Below are 25,327 nucleotides of genomic sequence, written 5' to 3' on the forward strand. Positions count from 1 at the left end.
TATCGGTGGGATACGACTATGCATATTACGCTACGACAACTTGAAGTGTTTGCTGAAGTACTGAAAAGCGGTTCAACAACCCAGGCGTCGGTCATGCTGTCATTATCGCAGTCCGCCGTTAGCGCCGCGCTCACCGATCTGGAAGGTCAGCTCGGCGTACAGTTGTTTGACCGGGTGGGTAAACGGCTGGTGGTCAACGAACATGGGCGCTTGTTATATCCGCGCGCGCTGGCATTGCTGGAGCAAGCGGTAGAAATTGAGCAGCTATTTCGTGAAGATAACGGCGCGATACGGGTTTATGCCAGTAGCACCATCGGCAATTACATTTTACCCGCCATGATTGCCCGCTATCGCCAGCATTATCCGGCCTTGCCGCTGGAACTCAGCGTGGGAAACAGCCAGGACGTGATTAACGCGGTGCTGGATTTTCGGGTCGATATCGGCCTGATTGAAGGACCGTGTCACAGTACAGAGATTATCTCTGAGCCATGGCTGGAAGATGAGCTGGTGGTCTTTGCCGCGCCGTCCTCGCCGCTGACGCAGGGGCCGGTGACGCTGGAACAGCTTGCGGCATCCCCATGGATTTTACGCGAGCGCGGTTCCGGTACGCGGGAAATTGTCGATTATTTGCTGTTGTCGCATTTGCCGCGTTTTCATATGGCGATGGAGTTGGGGAATTCAGAAGCGATCAAACATGCGGTGCGTCATGGACTGGGGATAAGCTGTTTATCGCGCCGGGTGATTGCTGAACAACTCCAGGCGGGAACCCTGAGCGAAGTCGCGGTGCCGTTACCGCGCCTGGTGCGCACGTTGTGGCGTGTTCATCATCGGCAGAAACATCTTTCTAACGCGTTGCAGCGTTTTTTGAGTTACTGTGCATAAGGGTGAAGAGGAGGGCTACCCGGGCGGCATCGCCATTTTTAGTATCCGCTTACGTATACGTTATTCTCTGCTTTACTTATAATCCGTGGCCGGTCATGAAGGTCTCTTATAACCGCGCATTTGTGCCGGAAGGATAGCATTTCGTCTGTTACAATCGCGCCTCATTTTTTGGATGGATAGCATTTTCACATGGGTTCCAAAACTAAAACCACAGAAGCGCCCGCGCTACGTCGCGAATTAAAGGCGCGTCACCTGACGATGATTGCCATTGGCGGCTCCATCGGGACAGGTCTTTTCGTTGCATCTGGTGCGACAATTTCTCAGGCGGGGCCAGGCGGCGCGCTGTTTTCTTATATTCTGATTGGTTTGATGGTCTATTTCCTGATGACCAGTCTTGGTGAGCTGGCGGCCTATATGCCAGTATCTGGCTCGTTTGCGACGTATGGTCAGAACTATGTGGAAGAAGGCTTTGGTTTCGCGCTGGGTTGGAACTACTGGTACAACTGGGCAGTGACTATCGCTGTTGATCTGGTCGCCGCACAGCTGGTGATGGGCTGGTGGTTCCCTGATACGCCGGGCTGGATCTGGAGCGCGCTATTCCTCTGCGTCATTTTCTTGCTGAACTACATTTCCGTGCGCGGTTTTGGCGAGGCGGAGTACTGGTTCTCGTTAATTAAAGTGGCGACCGTTATTATCTTCATCATCGTTGGCGTAGCGATGATTATCGGCATCTTTAAAGGTGTCGAGCCGGTCGGCTGGAGCAACTGGACGACGGGCGATGCGCCTTTCGCTGGCGGTTTTGCGGCAATGATTGGCGTTGCGATGATCGTGGGCTTCTCTTTCCAGGGAACCGAGCTTATTGGTATTGCCGCCGGGGAATCCGAAAATCCGGAGAAGAATATTCCGCGCGCGGTGCGTCAGGTCTTCTGGCGTATCCTGCTGTTTTATGTCTTCGCGATTTTGATTATCAGCCTGATCATTCCTTATACCGATCCGAACCTGCTGCGGAACGACGTCAAAGACATTAGCGTCAGTCCGTTTACCTTAGTGTTCCAGCATGCGGGCTTGTTGTCTGCGGCGGCGATAATGAATGCGGTTATCCTGACGGCGGTACTGTCTGCGGGCAACTCCGGGATGTATGCCTCTACCCGTATGCTCTACACCCTGGCCTGTGACGGTAAGGCTCCGCGTATTTTTGCTAAATTGTCCCGCGGCGGCGTACCGCGCAATGCGCTTTATGCCACCACCGTGATTGCCGGTCTTTGCTTTTTGACCTCAATGTTCGGCAACCAGACGGTCTATCTGTGGCTGTTGAACACCTCCGGTATGACGGGCTTCATCGCCTGGCTGGGGATCGCCATTAGCCATTATCGCTTCCGTCGCGGTTACGTGATGCAAGGGTATGATGTGAATGATTTGCCATACCGTTCCGGGTTCTTCCCGCTGGGGCCGATCTTCGCCTTCGTACTGTGCCTGATTATTACGTTAGGGCAGAACTATGAAGCGTTTCTGAAAGATACCATCGACTGGGGCGGCGTCGCGGCGACCTATATCGGTATTCCTCTGTTCCTGATTATCTGGTTCGGCTACAAGCTGATAAAAGGCACGCATTTTGTGCGCTATAGCGAAATGCACTTCCCGGAACGCGTTAAAAAGTAACGCAGTATTCTCGCCGTAGGCTGGATAAGGTTTTATGCCGACATCCGGTACTGACCGCCTGAACTGCCCCTTCTAACCCTCTCATTCGAGAGGGTTTTTTGTTTTTTTCTCCACAATTGGCTTCTGGCGACATAATTATTAACAATTAAATTGATAATTATTATCGTTTGCTTTATCGTTACGCTCAAAATCAGAAGGATAGAGATTCGGGGGCGGCCATCGCTAATCAGCCCGACTCGCCTGCATAAAAAGAGTTCGCCGTGATAACCGTTATCGCAGGCGAAACGTAATGCGTTGTGAGCGATAACCGATTTTTTTGTCGTATTTATCTCATGGAGAAATGGAATGTTTAGGTTGAACCCTTTCGTTCGGGTAGGGATTTGTGTGTCCGCAGTAACGTTGGCCTGGCCGGTTGCCGCAGCAACAGATGATGGTGAAACCATGGTCGTTACCGCGTCCGCCATCGAACAAAATCTGAAAGACGCACCGGCAAGTATCAGCGTCATTACCCAGCAAGATTTACAGCGCAGGCCCGTGCAAAACCTGAAAGATGTCCTGAAAGAGGTACCGGGCGTGCAGCTCACCAGCGAAGGGGATAACCGTAAAGGCGTGAGTATTCGTGGTCTGGATAGCAGCTATACGCTGATCCTGATCGACGGTAAGCGCGTCAACTCCCGTAACGCGGTCTTCCGCCATAATGATTTTGATCTGAACTGGATACCGGTTGACGCTATCGAACGCATTGAGGTGGTGCGTGGGCCCATGTCCTCGCTGTATGGCTCCGATGCGCTGGGTGGCGTGGTCAACATTATCACCAAAAAAATTGGTCAGAAATGGCACGGCAGCGTCACGGTTGATTCCACTCTTCAGGAACATCGCGACCGTGGCGACACTTATAACGGTCAGTTCTTTACCAGCGGCCCGCTGATCGACGGCGTGCTGGGGATGAAAGCCTATGGCAGCCTGGCGAAACGCGGCAAAGACGAGCAGCAGCGTTCCGCCACCACCGCTACGGGTGAAACGCCGCGCATTGAAGGATTTACCAGCCGGGATGGAAACGTCGAGTTTGCCTGGACGCCGAACGAAAATCATGACGTTACCGCAGGCTACGGTTTTGACCGCCAGGACCGGGACTCCGACTCGCTGGATAAAAACCGTCTGGAGCGGCAAAACTACGCGTTGAGCCATAACGGACGTTGGGATCTCGGCAATAGCGAGCTCAAGTTCTACGGCGAAAAAGTGGAGAACAAAAACCCCGGTAACAGTAGCCCCATCACGTCAGAAAGCAATTCTATTGACGGGAAATACGTTCTGCCGTTAGCGCCTGTCAACCAGTTCGTCACCTTCGGCGGCGAATGGCGTCACGATAAACTGAGCGATGCGGTGAACCTGACCGGTGGTTCCAGTACTAAAACCTCCGCCAGCCAGTACGCTCTGTTCCTTGAAGATGAGTGGCGGATCTTCGAACCGCTGGCGCTGACCACGGGCATCCGTATGGATGACCATGAAACCTATGGCGATCACTGGAGCCCACGTGCTTATCTGGTCTATAACGCAACGGATACCCTGACGGTGAAAGGTGGATGGGCCACGGCCTTTAAGGCGCCGTCGCTATTGCAATTAAGCCCGGACTGGGCAACCAATTCCTGCCGTGGCGGATGTCGCATTGTCGGTAGCCCGGATCTGAAACCTGAAACCAGTGAAAGCTGGGAGCTTGGCCTCTATTACCGTGGCGAAGAGGGCATACTGGATGGCGTAGAAGCGAGCATTACTACGTTCCGTAACGATGTGGACGATCGCATCAGCATTAGCCGTACCCCTGATGTTAACGCCGCGCCCGGCTATTCCAACTTTGTCGGTTTCGAAACCAACAGTCGGGGACAGCGCGTTCCGGTCTTCCGTTATTACAACGTGAATAAAGCGCGTATTCAGGGCGTGGAAACCGAGCTGAAAGTTCCGTTTAACGAGGCGTGGAAACTGTCGTTGAATTACACCTATAACGACGGACGCGACATTAGCAATGGCGGGAACAAGCCGCTTTCCGATCTGCCGTTCCACACCGCGAACGGTACGCTGGACTGGAAACCGACGCAGCTTGAAGACTGGTCGTTCTACGTATCGGGGAATTATACCGGGCGTAAGCGGGCCGACAGCGCAACGGCGAAGACGCCTGGCGGGTATGTGGTCTGGGATACCGGCGCGGCATGGCAGGCGACGAAAAACGTTAAACTGCGTGCGGGCGTTCTGAACGTGGGCGATAAAGATCTCAAACGCGACGACTACGGTTATACCGAAGACGGACGTCGTTACTTTATGGCGGTGGATTACCGGTTCTGACAGAGACTGGCGACAGCCGTGTTTTGCTGCTGTCGCCAGAATGTTACAAACGATGCAGCCTGGAGAGTAGCGCCAGCGACAGAGTCGTTAGCAGAATGGCGATCAACGCATAAATATAAACGCCCGACCACGCCCAGCTATTTTTCACCATAATTACTGGCACACCGGCCATTGCCGCGCCGACATAGCTGAACAATCCCCGAAAACCGGTAATCGATCCCGCCGCATCCTTATGGGTCACATCCAGACAGCCGACGGCAAAAAGCATATGCGGTCCGTATAAGGCGAAGCCCATGATGGTGAACAGAATCGCGGTGAGGGTGTAAGAGGTGTCCTGAACCAGCGGCACCAGCACGATGCATATGCACAGCGCTAACGCGAAGATTAATCCGGTCATCCAGCGGTTACTTTTGAACATAAAGTCAGACAAGTAGCCTGCCAGCAACCCGCCCGCCAGTCCGCCCGCCTCAAACCAGGAAATAATCGAGTTCGCTTTTATCAGACTCCAGCCGTGAACCTGCGAATAGTAAATCTGCGGCCAGTCGTTAAGGATTGTGCGCGCAATATAAACCGACATATCGCCGATAATAATGATCCATACCAGTGGATTGGTCAGGATATATTTCACAAAAATTTGCCAGAAGCTCAGGTTGACCGGGCTGGCCTTGACCTGGGCCAGTTCCGTCGTGTCGTTACGCCACTGCCCCACGTTGGGCAAACCTAACGTACCGGGACGATCTTTAATAGTAAATAGCGCCACTATCCCCATCAGCAGCGAAATGGCGCCGGGAACATAAAACCCCATTTTCCAGCTACCGCTAAAAGCGATAGCAAAACTGGTCAGTAGCGGCGCGAGGCTGCCGCCGATATTGTGCGCCGCTTCAACGATAGCCCACCAGCGTCCCCGTTCGTTTTTCGAAAACCACGAGGCCATAATTTTCGCCATCGGCGGAAAGCTGGTGCCCTGTAATATCGCGTTGAGACTGTACAGCACGTAGAATGCCGCCACGCTATCGGAAAAGCCGAACAGAATATTCACAATCCCCACGCCAATCAGCACCGGGCCGGTCATGGCTTTCGGGTTAATTTTATCGACCAGCATCCCGCCGACAAACTTCATCGCGCCATAAAGAATGTAGAAGATAGAAGACATAATGGCGAAGTCTTCTGCGGTCAGCGATGTTTCCGTCAGCATGGCCGGCATTGCGGCGGAGAAGTTTTTACGGGTGAGATAAAAGACGGCATAAGAGATAAAGACCGAGGCGATAATCTCAAGACGAAATTTTTTATAGGTCTGGTCTATCTCTTTTTTCTCTTTTACGATCGGCTTATCGGGCTGGCTGAAAATACATGTTTTTATACTCATTTTAAAATTCCCTTCCGGCGAGGCGAGTCGCGTTATAATTCATCTTCAATAAAAAAAAGAAGCAATTCGAAACCGTGATAATTAATCTGATGATGGATTTTTTCCCGTACAACCGGTTTTGCTTTCCAGGCAATACCGGTGCCTGCATGCTGTAACATCGGCAGATCGTTGGCACCATCGCCACAGGCAACAATATTCTCCGTGGCAATATTTAACTGGTCAGCCAGATCAGCCAGCGTCTTTTTTTTGTTTGCGGCGTTCATAATCGGTAAAGTAATGTTATCTGTCAGAACGTTATCGCGTATTTCAACCGTATTCGAAAAGGCATAATCCAGTTGATATCGCGTTTTTAGACGCTGGGTGAAAATATCCAGCCCGCCGGAGATAATCGCGGTTTTAAATCCTTTGGCTTTGATGACTGGCAGAATAGTTAACAGGCCTGGCGAAAGGGTCATGCGATCGCATACGGCGTTCAGCACCGCTTTCGGCGTGCCTTTCAACATTCCGATACGTCGGGTAAAACTGGCGTTAAAATCAAGTTTGCCCTCCATTGCCTGTTGGGTAATGGTGGCGATTTGCGTCGATATGCCAAGCGCGCGGGCAATCTCATCCACGCCTTCTTCCGCAATAAACGTGGAGTCCATATCAAACGCGATAATACCGTTAACAGGCAGTGGCTGCGGCTTAATAAAAAAATCAAACTGCCACTGTAATGAGAGCTCGCGTAAATAGCGATAAAATTCAGGTGTAAGACATTCCGCTGGCAGCGTGAATTTTAGATAGTCGGTATCGATAAGCGCGGCATAACGTTTATCAAATAATAGTGGGAACGGCATGGTAACGGCATTAAATAACGTTTCCTGTAATTTTTTCTGAAACGTATCGATATCCTGTGTGGTAATAAAATAAATAACACTCATACGATAACTCCCTTAATTTACGGGTATTATAATGACTCTTTTTGGACGTGGAATCTTGTGCTATCACAGATATCACTGCCAGGAAAACGCTAAAAAAGCATTGTTTTTGATACCCGGTAAACTTCAGACACAAAAGGTATCATTTTTGATATGCCAACTGTGCGAGGATGGTATTTATTACTGAACGCGAATGAGACTGAAAGGATTGATATAACGATGGAGAGTTGCCTTGATATATTCAAAATAGTAATAGGTCCATCCAGCTCACGTACCGTAGGGCCGATGCGCGCCGCCAGGCTCTTTATTTCATTGCTCAGAGAACAAGAGACGTTGCCGCTAATTCGGGAAATTGAAATCGAGCTGTATGGCGCTTTATCGCTAAGCCGCAAGTGTCACAATGTGGATACCGCCCTTTATCTTGGGCTGTTGGGCTATCAGCCGGAGAATGTCGATCTCCGTTCGCATATGTCGGTGATTAAGCGTGCGGAAAATGAAAATAAAATCGAACTCCCGCTCTCCGACGCGGGCGAAACTACGATAAAAGTAAAGATTATCGCCAATCATCAGGCGCACCCAGGGCATCCTTATGCTATGACGTTTCGCGCCAGGGATGATTATTTCACGGTGTATGAAGAGACCTGGTTTTCGATAGGCGCCGGGCAGGTTCGCAAACATGGCGAGCCGCTGACGCCATCGCTTCCTTTGCGTACAGTGTCGCCCTTTGAATTTAGTCATGCCGCCCAGTTGCTGGCGCTGTGTCGGCGTAATGGCCTGTCTGTGGCGGCGCTGATGATGAAAAATGAGCTGTGCCGCCACTCGCCACAGACGTTGCAAAATTATCTGGCGCAGATATGGGACGTGATGCAGCAGGCGGTTTATCGCGGGTTACATACTGAGGGGGTGTTACCCGGCCCATATCAGGTGCCGCGGCGCGCCTGCGCGTTACATAAAACGTTACAGGCCAACCGTTCCGCCAGTGATTTTTTAACCGCTCTGAACTGGGTCAATGCCTTCGCGATTGCGGTAAGCGAAGAAAATGCCAGCGGCGGACAGATTGTTACCGCGCCAACTAATGGCGCATGCGGCATCATTCCGGCGGCGCTCTGCTGGTATGATAAATTTGTCACGCCGCTGGATCTCGGTGCGCTGACCCGTTTTTTCCTGACCGCCGCCGCTATCGCGATGTTGTTTAAACAAAACGCCTCTATTCTGGGATCTGAAGTCGGCTGTCAGGGGGAAATCGGCGTGGCGTGCTCAATGGCGGCGGCGGGCCTGGCTGAACTGATGGGCGCATCCGTGGAGCAAACGCTGAGTGCCGCTGAAATTGCCATGGAACATCATCTGGGATTGACCTGCGATCCGCTGGGTGGGCAGGTACAAATTCCCTGCATAGAGAGAAATGCCATCTCTGCCGTGAAAGCGATAAACGCGGCGACGATGGCGATGAGCCGCGTAAGCGAACCCTGTATTTCGCTCGATGAGATCATTGCTGCGATGTACGAGACCGGTAAAGACATGAGCGCTAAATACCGTGAAACGTATCATGGTTCTCTGGGGAAAATTCAGCCGCGCAAGAGAGGGTAACAGAGTGAAATACAATACGATGAATAACGATGAGATTATCCTGTCGTTGTGCGCCCGCTTAAAGGAGACGCGTCTGTCTCTTTCGATGACCCAGCAGCAGCTTGCCGATTGCGCGCAAGTTGGCATCGCTACCATCAAGCGTATCGAGAAAGGGGGAGGGCTGAATCTTGATACGTTAATTTCTCTCCTGCGGGCTCTGGATAAGTTGCATAATCTTGATGCGGTGCTGTTTGAATCCGAGCTGCGTAATTTTCACGAAAGTTATGAAGGCGGAGAGGGCAGCGGCCGCCTTCAGGTACGCCAGCAGGCCGCGGATTTAAATAATAAATCTTCCGCGCCGCAGTCGGAGGAGGTGAATTACAGCGCGGCGCTGGAAAATTCATTATGTTGGTGACGCCTCACGCTCGCCTCGCAAATACCGGGCATGAAAGCGCAGATGGTCTTCGATAAAGGACGCAATAAAATAATAGCTATGATCGTAGCCGGGCTGAATTCGTAGCGTCATCGGCCAGGCGGTTTGTCGCGCGGCTTCCGCCAGCACGGCGGGCTGAAGCTGGTCGGCAAGGAATTGATCGCTGTCGCCCTGATCGATGAGCACAGGAATGGCGTCCTGCGGCTGGCTGGTCAGCATTAATTCACAGCTATCCCACTGAATCCAGGCTGATTCATCTTCGCCGAGATAGGCGGTAAACGCTTTGATTCCCCACGGCACGCGGCTGGGGTTGACGATAGGCGCAAATGCAGAGACGCTGGAGTATTTGCCCGGATTTTTCAGCGCCATGATCAACGCGCCATGACCGCCCATCGAGTGCCCGCTGATGGCGCAACGGTCGCTGACGTTAAACTGGGTCTGGATAAGCGCCGGAAGCTCATCGCGCAGGTAATCATACATGCGATAATGGCTGGCCCAGGGCGGCTGCGTGGCATTGAGATAAAACCCGGCGCCGTGGCCTAAATCGTATCCGCTATCGTTGGCGATCTGTTCGCCGCGTGGACTGGTATCCGGCATCACCAATACGATGCCCAGTTCTGCTGCGATACGCTGCGCGCCTGCTTTGGTGGCGAAATTCTCATCATTGCAGGTTAACCCGGACAACCAGTACAGCACCGGAGGCGGTTCATTATCCTGAGTCGGCGGAAGAAAAATGCTGAATGTCATGGCGCAGTTTAGCGTGGCGGCATGATGACGCCAGCGCTGCTGCCAGCCGCCAAAACATCGGTGCTCTTCGAGCATTTCCATGCGGGGCTCCTTTTATAGTGAACCTGATAAGGTATGCAGATTCTTCATAATACAGATTATTCACCGCGTTGTGAGTAACTTTCACTTCCGTAATACATAAACATGCTTCATCATTTAAATAACGTTGCGTTAACAAATATGCCCTTTGCCCTGCCATCATTCTCGCGCCGGAAAAGATGTCATGAAAGGCAGCGACAATTTCAACAATTATGGGCGTGAATACTGGATTATGTGCGCTACCTCACGCACAATAATCACGTTGTCACAATATTGACAAACTTTGCCCCACGCAGGGCAAAGGCGCCACACCTGCAGGAGAACACGATTAATGCCATCACTCAGTAAAGAAGCGGCCCTGGTTCATGAAGCGCTAGTTGCCCGGGGGCTGGAAACGCCGTTGCGCCCGCCTATGGATGAATTAGATAATGAAACGCGAAAAAGCCTTATTGCAGGGCATATGACTGAGATTATGCTGTTGCTAAATCTCGATTTGAGCGATGACAGTCTGATGGAAACGCCGCATCGTATCGCTAAGATGTACGTTGATGAGATTTTCGCCGGTCTCGACTATGCCAATTTCCCGAAAATTACCCTCATTGAAAATAAAATGAAGGTAGATGAAATGGTCACCGTCCGCGATATCACGCTGACCAGCACCTGTGAACATCACTTTGTAACCATTGACGGCAAAGCGACCGTCGCGTATATCCCCAAAGATTCTGTGATCGGCCTGTCTAAAATTAACCGTATCGTGCAATTCTTCGCCCAACGTCCGCAGGTTCAGGAACGTTTAACCCAGCAAATTCTGACGGCGCTGCAAACCTTGCTCGGCACCAATAATGTAGCGGTATCGATTGATGCGGTGCATTACTGCGTGAAAGCGCGCGGTATTCGTGACGCAACCAGCGCCACAACGACGACTTCGCTGGGCGGATTATTTAAGTCCAGCCAGAATACGCGCCAGGAGTTCCTGCGCGCCGTTCGCCATCATCACTGATTAAGGCGGAGACGATGGAGCGTAATGTCACGCTGGATTTTGTACGTGGCGTCGCCATCCTCGGTATCCTGCTTCTTAACATCAGCGCCTTTGGATTGCCAAAGGCGGCTTATCTTAACCCTGCCTGGTACGGCTCGATTATTGCCGAAGACGCCTGGTCCTGGGCGATTCTCGATATTGTGGCGCAGGCTAAGTTTCTTACGCTATTCGCGTTGTTGTTTGGCGCGGGGTTACAAATGCTGCTTCCGCGTGGTACACAGTGGATTCAGTCGCGCTTAACGCTATTGGTACTGTTAGGTTTTATCCATGCGTTATTCTTTTGGGACGGCGATATTCTGCTGGCCTACGGTCTGGTCGGGTTAATCTGCTGGCGGCTGGTACGTGACGCGCCTTCGGTAAAAAGCCTGTTTAATACCGGCGTACTCCTTTATCTGGTCGGGATTGGCGTGCTGCTGCTGCTGGGCGTAGTATCGAATAGCGAAACCAGTCGCGCCTGGACGCCGGATGCTTCCGCAATATTGTATGAAAAATACTGGAAGCTGAACGGCGGCATGGAGGCTATCAGCAACCGGGCGGAGATGTTGTCGAATAATTTACTGGCGCTCGGCGCGCAGTATGGCTGGCAACTGGCGGGTATGATGCTGCTGGGCGCCGCGCTAATGCGTAGCGGCTGGCTGAAAGGTCAGTACAGTCTGCGGCACTATCGCCGTACCGGGGGGCTGCTGGTGGCGTTAGGGCTAATGATCAACCTTCCTGCGGTCATTTTACAATGGCGGCTGGATTGGGCGTACCGCTGGTGCGCCTTCTTATTGCAGGCGCCGCGCGAACTGAGCGCGCCGTTGCAAACGCTGGGCTATGCCGCGCTGATGTTTGGCTTCTGGCCGCAGCTTAGCCGATGCAGACTGACGCTTGCCATTGCCTGCGTGGGGCGAATGGCGCTGACCAATTATCTGCTGCAGACGATCATCTGTACCACGCTGTTTTATCAGTTTGGCTTATTTATGAAATTCAATCGGCTGGAACTCTTGTTCTTTGTCGTTCCGGTATGGGTAATAAACCTTCTCTTTTCCGTCATCTGGCTACGTTTCTGGCGACAGGGACCGGTCGAGTGGTTATGGCGCCAACTCACGTTGCGCGCGTCAGGATCATCCAGATAACGATCTGGATCACATTCATTAACAAAATGGTTGTAACCGTTTCCATCCCTGTGATGTTTCTCACGCAGTCCTGTGCAGGGTGCTGACAAAATAGCCGCCTGCTAACGGGGCATTTGTGAGTATTTTTGAACTCAAACAGGGCAGTGAATATGATCACCATTCGTGATGTAGCGCGCCAGGCTGGCGTGTCTGTAGCGACCGTTTCTCGCGTACTGAATAACAGCGCGTTGGTCAGTCCCGACACCCGTGACGCCGTCATGCAGGCTGTCACGCTATTGGGATATCGGCCAAATGCGAATGCGCAAGCGCTGGCCACGCAGGTGAGCGACACCATCGGCGTCGTGGTCATGGATGTTTCCGATGCCTTTTTCGGCGCTCTGGTGAAAGCCGTGGATCTGGTCGCGCAGCAGCACCAGAAATATGTTCTCATTGGCAACAGTTATCATGAGGCGGAAAAAGAGCGACATGCTATTGAAGTCTTGATCCGCCAGCGTTGTAACGCATTGATTGTTCACTCAAAAGCCTTAACCGATCGCGAGCTGGGCGACTTTATGGATCAGATCCCCGGCATGGTGCTGATTAACCGTATCGTGCCGGGTTATGCGCATCGTTGTGTCTGTCTTGACAATGTGAGCGGCGCCAGAATGGCGACCCGCATGTTGCTGAATAATGGACATCAGCGCATCGGCTACCTTGCCTCCAGCCACCGTATTGAAGATGACGCGATGCGCAGAGAAGGGTGGTTAAACGCGCTGCAAGAACAGGGGATTTCTGCGTCGGAGAGCTGGATTGGCATCGGCACCCCGGATATGCAGGGCGGCGAGTCGGCAATGGTTGAGTTGTTGGGACGCAATCTGCAACTGACGGCGGTATTTGCTTATAACGATAACATGGCCGCGGGCGCGCTGACGGCGTTAAAAGATAATGGCATCGCCATTCCCTTGCATCTGTCTATCATCGGTTTCGATGATATCCCTATCGCTCGTTATACCGATCCTCAGTTGACTACCGTGCGCTATCCTATTGCTTCTATGGCGAAAATCGCGACCGAACTGGCGTTACAGGGCGCCGCAGGCACGCTGGATATTACGGCGACGCATTGCTTCATGCCGACGCTGGTGCGGCGCCATTCGGTGGCGTGGCGACAGAATGCGGTGCTGATCACTAACTGATTACGCACCGCATGTAACCGTTTTCAATCTGTGAGTAAATTCACAGTTTATTAACATTGCGATAGCTATGATGACAACGTTTGTCGCACTGTAACTGATATGTAACAGTTGGTAATCAGTTTTGCAGGGGTATTTCGCTTATAAAAACCGTTATCACCCTATCCAGCGACTACCGGCCACAAAATAAAGAGTTGAATAAATACGCTTCGGCGTTCAGTAACACGACGTTAACATGCTGAGCAGCCGGGCATTTTTTTACGCTATACCCTACATAATAAAACCGGAGCTACCATGAATAAGAAGGTATTGACCCTTTCTGCCGTGATGGCAAGTCTGTTATTCGGTGCGCACGCGCACGCGGCTGATACTCGTATTGGCGTGACGATTTATAAATATGACGATAACTTTATGTCCGTCGTGCGTAAGGCTATTGAAAAAGATGGCAAATCCGCGCCGGATGTTCAGTTACTGATGAATGACTCGCAAAACGATCAGTCCAAACAGAATGATCAAATTGACGTTTTGTTGGCGAAAGGGGTTAAAGCGCTGGCGATTAACCTGGTAGACCCGGCTGCCGCTGGTACGGTGATTGAAAAAGCGCGCGGGCAAAATGTGCCGGTGGTGTTCTTTAACAAAGAGCCTTCCCGCAAAGCGCTGGACAGCTATGACAAGGCGTATTATGTCGGGACTGACTCTAAAGAATCCGGTGTGATTCAGGGCGACTTGATTGCCAAACACTGGCAGGCTAATCAGGGTTGGGATCTGAATAAAGACGGTAAAATTCAGTATGTCCTGCTGAAAGGCGAGCCGGGGCATCCGGATGCGGAAGCCCGTACGACGTATGTGGTGAAAGAGTTAAATGATAAAGGTATTCAGACCGAGCAACTGGCGTTAGACACCGCCATGTGGGATACCGCGCAGGCAAAAGATAAGATGGATGCCTGGCTGTCTGGCCCGAACGCTAACAAGATTGAAGTGGTTATCGCTAATAACGATGCGATGGCGATGGGCGCGGTAGAGGCGCTGAAAGCGCATAATAAATCGTCGATTCCGGTCTTTGGCGTCGATGCGTTACCGGAAGCTCTGGCGCTGGTGAAATCGGGCGCGATGGCCGGTACGGTACTGAATGACGCCAACAATCAGGCGAAAGCGACATTCGATCTGGCGAAAAACCTCGCAGAAGGCAAGAGCGCGGCTGACGGCACCAACTGGAAGATTGAGAACAAAATTGTGCGCGTGCCTTATGTTGGCGTGGACAAAGACAATCTGAGCGAATTTACCCAGAAATAAGTTTCCCGTCTGTGGGCGCAATTTCGTTGCGCCCTGAAACTGTGGAAGGGTGACGCGCCGTAGACCGGATAAAGTATTTCTTCTGACATCCGGCACGGATAGTCATAATTAAAAAGGCCGACAGGGTATCATTATGGTCAGCACGATTTCTCCGTCGTCGGGTGAATATTTGTTGGAAATGCGTGGCATTAACAAATCATTTCCCGGCGTGAAAGCGCTTGATAATGTCAACTTAAACGTTCGTCCGCACTCTATTCATGCATTAATGGGCGAAAACGGCGCAGGCAAATCAACATTATTAAAATGTCTTTTTGGTATTTACCAAAAAGATTCCGGCAGCATTGTATTTCAGGGAAAAGAAGTGGATTTCCATTCCGCGAAAGAAGCGCTGGAGAATGGGATTTCTATGGTACACCAGGAGTTAAACCTGGTATTGCAACGTTCGGTCATGGATAACATGTGGCTGGGGCGTTATCCTACCAAAGGTATGTTTGTCGACCAGGATAAAATGTACCAGGATACCAAAGCGATATTTGATGAACTGGATATCGATATTGACCCGCGCGCGCGCGTGGGAACGTTATCCGTTTCGCAAATGCAGATGATCGAAATTGCGAAGGCGTTTTCCTATAACGCTAAGATCGTTATTATGGATGAACCGACCTCATCGTTAACTGAGAAAGAGGTTAATCATCTGTTCACCATTATTCGCAAGCTGAAAGAACGCGGCTGCGGTATTGTTTATATCTCGCATAAAATGGAAGAAATTTTCCAATTGTGCGATGAAATTACCATCCTGCGCGACGGTCAGTGGATTGCCACCCAGCCGCTGGAAGGGCTGGATATGGATAAGATCATTGCGATGATGGTCGGACGTTCCCTGAACCAGCGTTTTCCGGATAAAGAAAATAAGCCGGGCGACGTGATTCTGGAGGTGCGTAACCTGACCTCGCTGCGCCAGCCTTCCATTCGTGATGTCTCCTTTGATTTGCATAAGGGCGAAATTCTGGGCATTGCCGGTCTGGTTGGGGCAAAGCGTACCGATATCGTCGAAACGCTGTTCGGCATTCGTGAGAAGTCGTCCGGGACAATCACTTTACATGGCAAGAAAATTAACAATCACACTGCGAACGAAGCGATTAACCACGGTTTTGCGCTGGTGACGGAAGAGCGTCGTTCCACCGGGATTTACGCCTATCTGGATATCGGATTTAACTCGTTAATTTCGAATATCCGTAATTATAAAAATAAAGTGGGGTTACTGGATAATTCCCGCATGAAAAGCGATACCCAATGGGTCATTGATTCCATGCGGGTAAAAACGCCGGGGCATCGTACGCAAATTGGTTCGCTTTCCGGCGGTAATCAGCAAAAGGTGATCATTGGTCGCTGGCTATTAACGCAGCCGGAAATATTAATGCTCGACGAACCGACTCGTGGTATTGATGTCGGCGCAAAATTTGAAATTTATCAGCTTATGGCTGAGCTGGCGAAAAAAGGCAAGGGAATCATCATTATCTCTTCTGAAATGCCGGAGCTATTAGGCATTACCGATCGTATCCTGGTGATGAGCAATGGTCTCGTTTCCGGCATTGTCGATACTAAAACAACAACGCAAAACGAAATTTTGCGTCTTGCTTCTTTGCACCTTTAAGATCAGGGGCTCCTTATGAGTGCGTTAAATAAGAAAAGCTTTCTTACCTGGCTGAAAGAGGGCGGAATTTACGTCGTTCTTTTAGTGTTGCTGGCGATTATTATTTTCCAGGACCCGACTTTTTTAAGTTTGCTGAATTTAAGTAATATTCTGACGCAATCTTCGGTACGTATCATTATCGCGCTGGGCGTGGCGGGATTAATCGTCACCCAGGGGACAGACCTGTCGGCGGGGCGTCAGGTAGGGCTGGCGGCGGTGGTGGCGGCAACATTACTGCAATCGATGGAAAACGCTAATAAAGTGTTTCCGGAAATGGCGACCATGCCGATTGCGGTGGTCATCCTGATTGTCTGCGCGATTGGTGCGGTGATTGGCCTTGTGAACGGCATCATTATTGCTTACCTGAATGTGACACCGTTTATTACCACGCTTGGCACGATGATTATCGTTTACGGGATCAACTCCCTTTACTATGACTTTGTTGGCGCTTCGCCCATTTCCGGCTTTGACAGCGGTTTTTCCACCTTTGCGCAGGGCTTTGTGGCGATGGGTAGCTTCCGGCTCTCATATATCACTTTTTACGCCCTGATTGCGGTAGCGTTTGTCTGGGTCCTGTGGAATAAGACCCGCTTTGGTAAAAACATTTTTGCTATTGGCGGCAACCCGGAGGCGGCGAAAGTTTCCGGGGTAAACGTGGCGCTGAACCTGCTGATGATTTATGCGCTCTCCGGTGTGTTTTATGCCTTCGGCGGCTTACTGGAAGCTGGGCGTATTGGTTCTGCCACTAACAACCTCGGCTTTATGTATGAGCTGGATGCGATTGCCGCGTGCGTCGTCGGCGGCGTATCGTTTAGCGGCGGGGTGGGTACGGTCTTCGGCGTGGTAACCGGCGTCATTATCTTTACCGTCATCAACTATGGCCTGACCTATATCGGGGTAAACCCGTACTGGCAGTACATTATCAAAGGCGGCATTATCATTTTCGCCGTGGCGTTGGACTCGCTGAAATACGCGCGTAAGAAGTAGTTATCCAGGCGTATTGCTTTGCTTACCCGGCGCAGCGAGACTTCGCGCCGGGCTTCACACCATGAGCTACAGAGTTAACGCGTGTTCTTTTTCGCCTTTTTTAAATTTGACCTCGCCTAAATCAATACAGGCGACCGGGCAGACATGACCGCACAGCAGACAACCGACGCATTTTTCCGTATTACAATGCGGCGTGCGGCTGTGTTCATCCCACTCCATCGCCTGATGACCGCCGTCATAGCAAGAGATATAGCAACGTCCGCAGCCGACGCATTTCTCCTGATTAATCTGCGGATAGACGATATAGCTGCGATCCAGGTCTTCCGCCGGGATAATATTGCTATTCGCCAGCCCGATCATCTCCTGTAATGAGGCAAACCCCTGATCGGCCAGATAATGGCTGAGGCCGCTCGCCATATCTTCTACAATGCGGTAACCGTATTGCATAATGCCTGTCGTTACCTGTAGGGTCGCCGCGCCCAGCAGCAGAAATTCGGCAGCGTCCTCCCAGGTCTCAATGCCGCCGATACCGCTAATCGGGAAATCGCGCAGTTCAGGGTGCATCCGCAACTGCTGGATAAAACGCAGCGCAATGGGTTTCACCGCTTTCCCTGAATAACCGGAGATGCTGGATTTACCGTTAACCACCGGCATCCCGATTTTGCGGTTCAGGTCAATGTTAGTAATGGATTTCACGGTGTTGATGGTGGCGATACCGTCGGCTCCGCCGCGTTTGGCGGCCAGCGCGACTTCGCACATATCGCCAATATTCGGCGTCATTTTCGCCAGCATTGGCAAAGATGAACCGCGTTTTACGGCGCGGCAGTATTTTTCAACCAGTTCGGGACTTTGTCCTACATCGCTTCCCATGGCGTGCGAGGTCATCTGCGGACAAGAGAAGTTACACTCAATCATATCCGCGCCGGCTTCTTCAACCAGACGCGCCAGTTCCTGCCACTGCTGCTCATTTTCCCCCATGATGGAAGCAATCAGCACCTTATCCGGGTAATCCTGTTTTAGCCGTCGAATGGCGGCCAGATTCTCTTCCAGCGGATGCTCAGCGATTTGTTCCATGTTTTTGAAACCAATAAAACCGGTATCTTCTTTGGTCAGGTGATCAAAACGTGGAGAGACTTCGTTAGCAATAAAAAAACCAATGGTTTTAAAAACGATCCCGCCCCAGCCGGTATCATAGGCTTTGGCGCACATCTCATAACAGTTGCCTACCGGAGAAGAAGAGAGACAAAACGGATTGGGAAACTTAACGCCGCAAAAGGTAACAGACAAATCTTTTGTTAACATGAGCAGGCCTCCTCTAAATAATGATGAATAGCCTGAGCGGCTTCTTTTCCGGTTTTTACCGCATAAACGACGGTCTTATCGCCCTTAATAATATCGCCAGCGGCAAAGAGCGCCGGGTCGGCGGTTTGATAATCGTGAGTGTCGATAATATTATGCTGCGCTTTTATCTCCGCAAAGGTATCCAGTCGCGCGTGCTGCCCCACGGCCAGAATAATACGTTCCGCTTCCAGCGTCAGTTCTCCTGAATGGCGTACATGGTGGAAGGTCACTTTATTTCCGCTGACGGCGACAGGCGTAAAACCATCAATAATCGATACGCCTAATGCCTGCGTGCTGGTAAATTCTTTTTCGCTGGCGGGAAATTGGGCTAATTCTTCCCGCGCCACGCAGGTGACGGAAGGACAGCCGAGAATTTTTAACGTACTGGCGACATCCATCGCTACGTCGCCGCCGCCAATAATTAATGCGCTACGCGGAACGCTAATATCGCCGTCGGCCTGACGGGCGCGCTGTAAAAAATCAACGGCAATCTCTACGTGATTGGCTTGCTCAAATAACGGTAAATCAGAACCACAGGACATCCCGACGGTCATCAGCACGGCGCGATATTCGGCTTTGAGTTGCGCAAGCGATAGCGACTCGCCCACGTCACAATTGCACTTAATATTGACGCCCATCTCTACAATGCGGGCAATTTCCTGATCGAGAACGCTTTGCGGCAGACGAAATGCCGGGATGCCGTGACGCAGCCATCCGCCGGGCTGCGGCTGTTTTTCGTAAATGGTGACGTCATAGCCTAAATGCGTGAGCGTCACGCTCGCCTGCAAACCTGCCGGACCCGCGCCAATAATCGCGACTTTTCCGTGTGTTTTACTCCCGGGCTGATAAATCTGCATGGCGGTCTGCTGTTCAAAATCGGTAATAAAACGTTGCAGGCGCGCAATATCAATAGGTTTATCTATCCCGGAACGCGTACATCCGCGCTGGCATAATTTTTCCGTCGGACAGACTCTGGCGCAGACGGCGCCAAGCGCGTTATTTTCCCGGATAGTTTCCGCTGCGCCTTTAAAATTGCGAAAGTAAATAGAACGAATAAATTTCCCCGGATCGGTTTGCGCCGGGCAATCCTGACTACAGGGCGCGTCGTGACATAATAAACAACGTGAAGCCTCTTTTATTGCCAGTAATGGCGTAAAACCAGGCGTGAGTTCATCCAGATAATTTTGTTGCGGCATATAATCTTCCTTAATGCTTGAATAAATTAAGGCGAAACGCAAATAACGCGTTTTTATGATCCAAAATCTACCGCCAGCCTAAGCATTGAAAGAAGGGGATTCTGTGAAAGAATTCACAAAAAAATGAAACCAGAATGCAAAACAGCATTTGTTCCTTATATCATAATAATAACTATTCTCAATACTAATGTATAATAAATAACTTAACGATAAAAAAGAAGATAAATAACCATTCCAGTAAATAAAAAACCGCATCCGGTATAAAGAAAAAGATAAGACCAATATTGTACGGGATCGGCATGGCGATAGACATAAACCGGTTCTCGCGTATTTTTGACAATTTTATCTACCGCGCCGGTTCGCCAGCCTTTCCAGGCCTCACGGAAGCAAAAAAGCGGGAGTAGCAGAAAGGCTAATGCGACAAATATCGTCTGTACATCCATGATCATTTCCCTTTTTTCTTTTCCAGTTCAAGCAATTGTTCCGGTGTAACTGCCGGATACCCCTGGGCGTCGTCCGGCACCTGATGCTGCGTGGGGATAGAAACCAGCGGGCCTAAAAAACGTGGTTCGCGTTTAAAAATATAGAGATCCGCCAGCGCACTAAAGCGGGCGCCAAATTCGCGCAGGCGTACTGTCAGCATATTTTTGGGTGAAGGTACCGCGTAACACTGCGCCTGAATGCCCATATGCAGCGCAATAAACAAAGCACGTTCGCAGTGAAAGCGCTGAGTGATGATAATAAAGTCGTTAGTATCAAAAACCTTGCGGGTACGCACAATGGAATCAAGCGTACGGAAGCCAGCGTAATCAAGCACGATGTCCGCAGGATCGACGCCCGCCGCGATAAGGTCTTTACGCATGGTCATCGGTTCGTTGTAGCTTTGCAGGGCGTTGTCGCCGCTGAGCAGCAGATAATTGACTTTGCCGCTGTTGTAAGCGTTTAACGCGCCCTGAATACGGTAACGATAGTACTGATTGATCACACCCTTACGATAGTATTTGGCCGTCCCCAGCACCACGCCAACCTGGCGGTAGGGGAGATCCTGCAATTCGTCGTAGATATAGGGCGCTGTTTTCCAGCTCATCCACCGATCGAGGCCAAGCACCGTCAACAGCAGCAAGCCTACCAGGACCAACAGGCTGTAAAACACGCGCTTTAACATGCAGGAAACTCGATACCAGGATGAAAGTGCAATCAGGCTACTGTACCCGAAGACGTAGCGCAAGAAACCGCCGTCTGATTGCGGAGATTTTCAGCATGATTTTCCCTGGGTCTGGTGGTAGGAGGAGGGAAGAGTCAGGCCGGATAAGACGCCAGCGCGCCGCTATCCGGCACGTTAACTTAGCCGAGAAGCACGCGGTCAATTTTATGGCAACCTAATGCTTTCAGCGTTGCGGCGGTGGCATCCCATTGAATTAATGCCGCGTCGCCTTTTTCCGCCAGAATCGCACGCTGAATATCTGCATAGTCGTAGCCATTGAGACTCAGCAGGTTTAGCGCGCCTTGCAGCGGGGGAAGCGTAGGGTTAAAGGCAGCGTTTTCCGCATAGCTGCCGGTGAAAATACGGCCATCTTTACATTCCAGCGCCACGCCGCTCGGTGAGTGGCTATAAGGCATATGACTCTTATTGGCTGCCGTAATCGCCGCTTGCGTTAGCGTATCGCCCGTTAACGCAAAGCCATGATCCTGCTCGTCCATCAGCAGCGTTTTGATCTCCAGATCTTTTGGCCCGAAAGCGTCAGGCAGATAATCGCGTAGCGTATGCGGCGCGCGGCCCGGCAGATGAATGCGCAGATCCAGACCGCTGTTTAGCTCGTTCATAAACTGGCGACAGTGGCCGCAAGGCGTGTAGTTAACGGTGACGGCGGCGAGCCCTTTTTCGCCGCGTAGCCAGGCGTGGCTAATCGCGCTTTGTTCAGCATGCACAGTTTGTTGCATGGTGGCACCCAGGAACTCCATATTCGCGCCGAAATACCAGTTGCCGCTGACGCCGCGCGCAATCGCGCCGACGTTAAAATGGGACAAATCGGTACGGGCGCAGGCCGCCGCCAAAGGTAACAGTGCGAAAGCCAGCGCGTCTTCGTCCAGCCCCGTCGCATTTTTAAGCGTCGAGACCTGCTCTGCGGTCAGCATGGCGGGAAAATGGTGGTCCGCCAGGATAGGGGCCAGCGCTGATTGCAAATTATCCGCAAGCTGGGCAAAAGCAGTTTGAAAACGTGGATGCATGGCGTTGCCTCATAACAATGTAATGGAACCGTAGTTTACGGGCCTGTCATGTCTGAATATGTGATCTAAATCTCATTGCTTATGCAACTTGTGAAACTTAAATGAAAAATGCGCGACGCATCGCAAATTTTAACCCAGTCTTTTGTCCCGTCGTTAGCGCATTACCGCCAGAATGAGCGGAAACAAAAACGGTGCTGCCAGCGAGGTAATAATGCCGCAGATTACCAGCGCCAGGGAGCTAAACGCGCCTTCCTGGTAATCCAGCTCGGCGCAGCGCGCGGTACCAAGCGCATGCGAGGCGGTACCCATCGCCAGCCCGCGCGCGGCTTTAGTACGGATGTGCATCGCGTTTAACAGCGTGTGACCAAACACCGCGCCCAGAATACCGACAAAAATCACGCATACCGCGCTGATCGCGGGGATGCCGCCGATGCTGCCACCCACCGCCATCGCGATAGGTGTAGTAACGGATTTAGGTAGCACCGATGCCGCGATTTCAGGCGTTGCACCCATCAGCAACGCGACGGATGTCCCGGTAATCATCGCTACCATGCTACCGAGAAAACAGATACTAATAATGGATTTCCAGCGCGCGCGAATCTGGTGCAACTGTTCATAAAGGGGATAGGCCAGCGCTACCACCGCCGGTTGCAGCAGATCGTTAAGTACTTCGCTGCCTTTGAAGTAGTGATCGTAGGGAATACCGGTCAGCAACAGAAAAGGAATAATAACTACCATTGCCACCAGCAACGGGTTCAGCAACGGCATTTTAAAATGCGCCGCCAGTCTGCGAGCGGCGAAAAATACCGCCAGCGTCAGCGGTAACGACCACCAGATATATGCCATCATTTTTTCGATCCTTTCTGCCCAACCACTTTACGTTCACCGTGTATCAGGTGTGAGCTCCAGCTCACGACCACAAAAACGACCAGCGTACTGATAGCGCAAGAGACCACCACCGGGCCGAATTGCGCGCGCAGTAAATCAAAATATTGCATGACCCCGACGCCAATCGGCACAAACAGCAGCGCCATATAACGAATTAGCACATAACAGCCGGGGTTAACCCATTTTGCCGGCAGAATTTGCAGCGCCAGCAAAACAAACAGAATTAACATCCCGATAATGCTGCCGGGAATAGTGATAGGAAGCAGCGATGCAAGGAAAATGCCTGCGTACAGACAGGCATAAATCAATACAAAAGCGCGTATATATTGCCAGATAATATTCAGTGACTTACTCATGTTTAAAGCCCTTGATGAGATAGATTCATCATACAATTAAACGTTAAAACGTGCTACCGATCACATCATGAATTCTTAGCATAGTGGGTATAGACAGCAGGAACATTGGGCAATACTCCTGGTCGGCGGCGTTAAACCTGGGCTAAAAAATATAAAAAGCGACTCAGGGCCAAAGAGGGCGTCTCATTCTTACGCCAGAACATCCCTACGCTGCCTTTTTGCTCAATTTTTGGCAAGTTTAAAATCGCCAGTTGCCCCTGGCTGGCATAGCGTTGCGCCAGCCGTAAAGAAAGAATAGAGATCATATCGCTGCTTTGCAGCAAATTGGTGCTGACGTTCATTGACGCCGATTCAATGGTGTTTTCCGGGAGCATTACGCCGTTATCGACGAGGGCGTTATCAATACTGATGCGAATAGGGGTGCCGGTTGGCCAGACTATCCACCGCCAGTGCGCCAGATCGCTCCAGGCGATCTGTGCTCGCGCGACCAGCGGATGGTGCGGACGCGCCACAAAGCAGACCGGCTCGGTATAAAGTACCTGATAATTAAGCGGCAGTTGCAGGGCGCGTCCGCCTACACGGCCTACCACCACATCCACCTGGCCGACAAGCAGATCGTGCAGCAGCGGCGTCATTACTTTCTCTTCAATATTCAGATGCAGGGTCGGCATCGCATAGCGGCGATTTTATCCTGACGCCGCAGTGGCGCTGGCACGATCATGGTAATCCGGGGTCAGATCCGGTGGTATGGCTGGATGGTCTGGATCTGCCGTTAGTCAACCTCCTGGGCTGTGGTTTTGCGGAAGACTATCCCGAAGATCAGCAGCCGGTAACGCGAAAAGAGGGCGATTATCTGCCGCGCTATGCGGCGAATATGCTGCCGCTGCGCCACCAGCGCGGGAACTCGTCGCCGATTTTCAACTACCGCTACGACCGCAGTCGCGAGGCGCTGCACGATCTGATCCGTATGGGCGATCCTGATGAGTGGGAAGGTTACAAGCTACGTTACGTTAATCCCGTTACCGGCGGTTATCCGATGCCGTCGATGGGCGCGTTCCTGCAACTGTTGCCAAAAGGCTTTGCCTCGCGTGTGGCGCGGAGCACCGACAGCACTATCTACCACGTCGTTGAAGGGGCAGGGCAAGTCACTATCGGCAACGAAACCTTGCATTTTTCCGCAAAAGACATTTTTGTGGCGCCAACCTGGCATGAGGTGTCGTTTCGCAGCAGCGAAGACACGGTGTTATTCAGCTTTTCGGACAAGCCGGTTCAGTAAGCCCTGGGGCTGTTCCGTGAAGCACGTTATTAATTAGGGAGAGAGAACATGACCAAATATGTATTCCAGCCGCAGGCACCGGTGACTGTACCGGTAGCGGGCAGTGATGAGCAGTTTCCGGTACGTCGCGTTTACTGCGTGGGTCGCAACTATGCCGCCCATGCCCGCGAAATGGGCTTTGATCCCGATCGCGAACCGCCGTTCTTCTTTTGTAAACCGGCGGACGCTGTCGTCCCGGTTGCGGCGGGAAACACCCTGGAACTGCCGTATCCGGCGCAGACCGATAACTACCATTATGAAATTGAGCTGGTGGTGGCGATTGGTAAAAAGGGGGGTGATATTCCGCTGGAAAAAGCCCATGAATATGTCTGGGGATACGCCACCGGTCTGGATATGACGCGTCGCGATCGTCAGATGGAAATGCGCCAGATGGGACGCCCGTGGGAAATTGGTAAAGCGTTCGATCTCTCCGCGCCTGTTGCGCCATTACACAAAGCCGCTGAAACGCATAATGTGGATAATGCCCCTATTTGGCTACAGGTTAACGGCGAGGACCATCAGCGCAGCGATATTCGCCATCTGATTTGGTCGGTGAATGAAACCATCAGCTATTTATCCGGCTTCTTTGAATTGCAGCCAGGCGATTTGATTTTCACCGGTACGCCAGAGGGGGTGGGCGCGGTGGTGAAAGGGGATGTCATCACCGGGAACGTGGAAGGTCTGACGCCCATTGCTGTGAAAATTGTCTGAGGTGAAC

The 25,327-nt window shown here is 51.5% G+C and carries 22 protein-coding genes and 2 pseudogenes; 13 read left to right on the forward strand and 11 right to left on the reverse strand.

Annotation, left to right across the window (positions count from 1 at the left end; genetic code table 11):
- The first annotated feature begins 18 nt into the window (after positions 1–18).
- From yieE to cirA, 3 genes are all read left to right on the forward strand, one after another.
- A complete protein-coding gene (yieE, locus tag AC3G3F_RS18150) occupies positions 19–882 on the forward strand; it encodes a DNA-binding transcriptional regulator YeiE (RefSeq protein WP_488395478.1) in 864 nt (287 codons plus the stop codon).
- Between the two features lie 189 nt (positions 883–1,071).
- A complete protein-coding gene (gene lysP, locus AC3G3F_RS18155) occupies positions 1,072–2,541 on the forward strand; it encodes a lysine-specific permease (protein WP_000535001.1) in 1,470 nt (489 codons plus the stop codon).
- A 345-nt stretch (positions 2,542–2,886) separates the two neighbouring features.
- Positions 2,887–4,878 (forward strand): catecholate siderophore receptor CirA, encoded by a 1,992-nt coding sequence (cirA, locus tag AC3G3F_RS18160; protein WP_023248334.1) that lies wholly within the window; start codon positions 2,887–2,889, stop codon positions 4,876–4,878.
- A gap of 43 nt (positions 4,879–4,921) precedes the next feature.
- Here the strand turns inward: cirA and AC3G3F_RS18165 are convergent, their stop codons facing one another.
- Positions 4,922–6,244, reverse strand: a complete 1,323-nt coding sequence (locus tag AC3G3F_RS18165) for an MFS transporter (protein WP_053510464.1) — start codon at positions 6,242–6,244, stop codon at positions 4,922–4,924.
- A 32-nt stretch (positions 6,245–6,276) separates the two neighbouring features.
- On the reverse strand, positions 6,277–7,164 hold the full coding sequence (gene serB, locus AC3G3F_RS18170; RefSeq protein WP_079796519.1) for a phosphoserine phosphatase SerB: 888 nt from the start codon (positions 7,162–7,164) through the stop codon (positions 6,277–6,279).
- A 216-nt stretch (positions 7,165–7,380) separates the two neighbouring features.
- Between serB and AC3G3F_RS18175 the strand changes: the two genes are divergently transcribed.
- Complete coding sequence (locus AC3G3F_RS18175; RefSeq protein WP_023248331.1) at positions 7,381–8,748, forward strand: L-serine ammonia-lyase; 1,368 nt, start codon at positions 7,381–7,383, stop codon at positions 8,746–8,748.
- A gap of 4 nt (positions 8,749–8,752) precedes the next feature.
- Positions 8,753–9,142, forward strand: coding sequence for a helix-turn-helix transcriptional regulator (locus tag AC3G3F_RS18180; protein WP_023248330.1), 390 nt, complete (start codon positions 8,753–8,755; stop codon positions 9,140–9,142).
- Here the strand turns inward: AC3G3F_RS18180 and fghA are convergent.
- Positions 9,131–9,988, reverse strand: a complete 858-nt coding sequence (gene fghA / locus AC3G3F_RS18185; RefSeq protein ID WP_053510447.1) for an S-formylglutathione hydrolase — start codon at positions 9,986–9,988, stop codon at positions 9,131–9,133. The two genes, AC3G3F_RS18180 and fghA, sit on opposite strands and share 12 nt — an antisense overlap.
- A 328-nt stretch (positions 9,989–10,316) precedes the next feature.
- Here fghA and folE point away from each other — a divergent pair, with 328 nt between their 5' ends.
- The 6 genes from folE (at position 10,317) to mglC (ending at position 17,284) form a co-directional block, all read left to right on the forward strand.
- Entirely contained in the window at positions 10,317–10,985 is a 669-nt protein-coding gene (gene folE / locus AC3G3F_RS18190; RefSeq protein ID WP_023248328.1) for a GTP cyclohydrolase I FolE, read from the forward strand.
- Between the two features lie 14 nt (positions 10,986–10,999).
- Positions 11,000–12,142, forward strand: a complete 1,143-nt coding sequence (gene yeiB / locus AC3G3F_RS18195; RefSeq protein ID WP_488395482.1) for a DUF418 domain-containing protein YeiB — start codon at positions 11,000–11,002, stop codon at positions 12,140–12,142.
- Positions 12,143–12,291: 149 nt separating this feature from the next.
- A complete protein-coding gene (gene galS, locus AC3G3F_RS18200) occupies positions 12,292–13,314 on the forward strand; it encodes an HTH-type transcriptional regulator GalS (RefSeq protein WP_488395484.1) in 1,023 nt (340 codons plus the stop codon).
- 291 nt (positions 13,315–13,605) lie between these two features.
- Positions 13,606–14,604 carry a galactose/glucose ABC transporter substrate-binding protein MglB gene (gene mglB / locus AC3G3F_RS18205; RefSeq protein ID WP_023248325.1) on the forward strand — a complete coding sequence of 333 codons (999 nt, stop codon included), beginning with the start codon at positions 13,606–13,608 and terminating at the stop codon, positions 14,602–14,604.
- Positions 14,605–14,737: 133 nt separating this feature from the next.
- Complete coding sequence (mglA, locus tag AC3G3F_RS18210; protein ID WP_023248324.1) at positions 14,738–16,258, forward strand: galactose/methyl galactoside ABC transporter ATP-binding protein MglA; 1,521 nt, start codon at positions 14,738–14,740, stop codon at positions 16,256–16,258.
- Positions 16,259–16,273: 15 nt separating this feature from the next.
- Entirely contained in the window at positions 16,274–17,284 is a 1,011-nt protein-coding gene (gene mglC / locus AC3G3F_RS18215; protein WP_023248323.1) for a galactose/methyl galactoside ABC transporter permease MglC, read from the forward strand.
- Between the two features lie 66 nt (positions 17,285–17,350).
- On the opposite strand, the gene preA is transcribed toward mglC, so the two are convergent.
- The 8 genes and pseudogenes from preA to AC3G3F_RS18255 form a co-directional block, all read right to left on the reverse strand.
- On the reverse strand, positions 17,351–18,586 hold the full coding sequence (preA, locus tag AC3G3F_RS18220; protein WP_023248322.1) for an NAD-dependent dihydropyrimidine dehydrogenase subunit PreA: 1,236 nt from the start codon (positions 18,584–18,586) through the stop codon (positions 17,351–17,353).
- On the reverse strand, positions 18,580–19,821 hold the full coding sequence (locus tag AC3G3F_RS18225; protein ID WP_488395486.1) for an NAD(P)-dependent oxidoreductase: 1,242 nt from the start codon (positions 19,819–19,821) through the stop codon (positions 18,580–18,582). Before AC3G3F_RS18225 ends, preA begins: the two co-directional genes overlap by 7 nt.
- A gap of 203 nt (positions 19,822–20,024) precedes the next feature.
- A complete protein-coding gene (locus AC3G3F_RS18230) occupies positions 20,025–20,270 on the reverse strand; it encodes a DUF2542 family protein (RefSeq protein ID WP_023248320.1) in 246 nt (81 codons plus the stop codon).
- Complete coding sequence (gene sanA, locus AC3G3F_RS18235) at positions 20,267–20,986, reverse strand: outer membrane permeability protein SanA (protein ID WP_488395488.1); 720 nt, start codon at positions 20,984–20,986, stop codon at positions 20,267–20,269. Before sanA ends, AC3G3F_RS18230 begins: the two co-directional genes overlap by 4 nt.
- 179 nt (positions 20,987–21,165) lie before the next feature.
- Entirely contained in the window at positions 21,166–22,050 is an 885-nt protein-coding gene (gene cdd / locus AC3G3F_RS18240; protein WP_023248318.1) for a cytidine deaminase, read from the reverse strand.
- Between the two features lie 153 nt (positions 22,051–22,203).
- The gene (locus tag AC3G3F_RS18245; protein WP_023248317.1) at positions 22,204–22,899 is read right to left on the reverse strand and encodes a CidB/LrgB family autolysis modulator; all 696 of its coding nucleotides are present in this window, start codon (positions 22,897–22,899) and stop codon (positions 22,204–22,206) included.
- Positions 22,896–23,294 (reverse strand): CidA/LrgA family protein, encoded by a 399-nt coding sequence (locus tag AC3G3F_RS18250; RefSeq protein WP_023248316.1) that lies wholly within the window; start codon positions 23,292–23,294, stop codon positions 22,896–22,898. Before AC3G3F_RS18250 ends, AC3G3F_RS18245 begins: the two co-directional genes overlap by 4 nt.
- Before the next feature lie 131 nt (positions 23,295–23,425).
- A pseudogene (locus AC3G3F_RS18255) lies at positions 23,426–23,965 on the reverse strand (LysR substrate-binding domain-containing protein); the annotation flags it as partial.
- Positions 23,966–23,967: 2 nt separating this feature from the next.
- On the opposite strand from AC3G3F_RS18255, the pseudogene AC3G3F_RS18260 reads away from it, so the two are divergent.
- Both AC3G3F_RS18260 and AC3G3F_RS18265 read left to right on the forward strand, forming a co-directional pair.
- A pseudogene (locus tag AC3G3F_RS18260) lies at positions 23,968–24,570 on the forward strand (gentisate 1,2-dioxygenase); the annotation flags it as partial.
- Positions 24,571–24,618: 48 nt separating this feature from the next.
- Entirely contained in the window at positions 24,619–25,320 is a 702-nt protein-coding gene (locus tag AC3G3F_RS18265) for a fumarylacetoacetate hydrolase family protein (protein WP_023248312.1), read from the forward strand.
- Positions 25,321–25,327: the final 7 nt, after the last annotated feature.

Source organism: Salmonella sp. FC25216 (assembly GCF_057751355.1).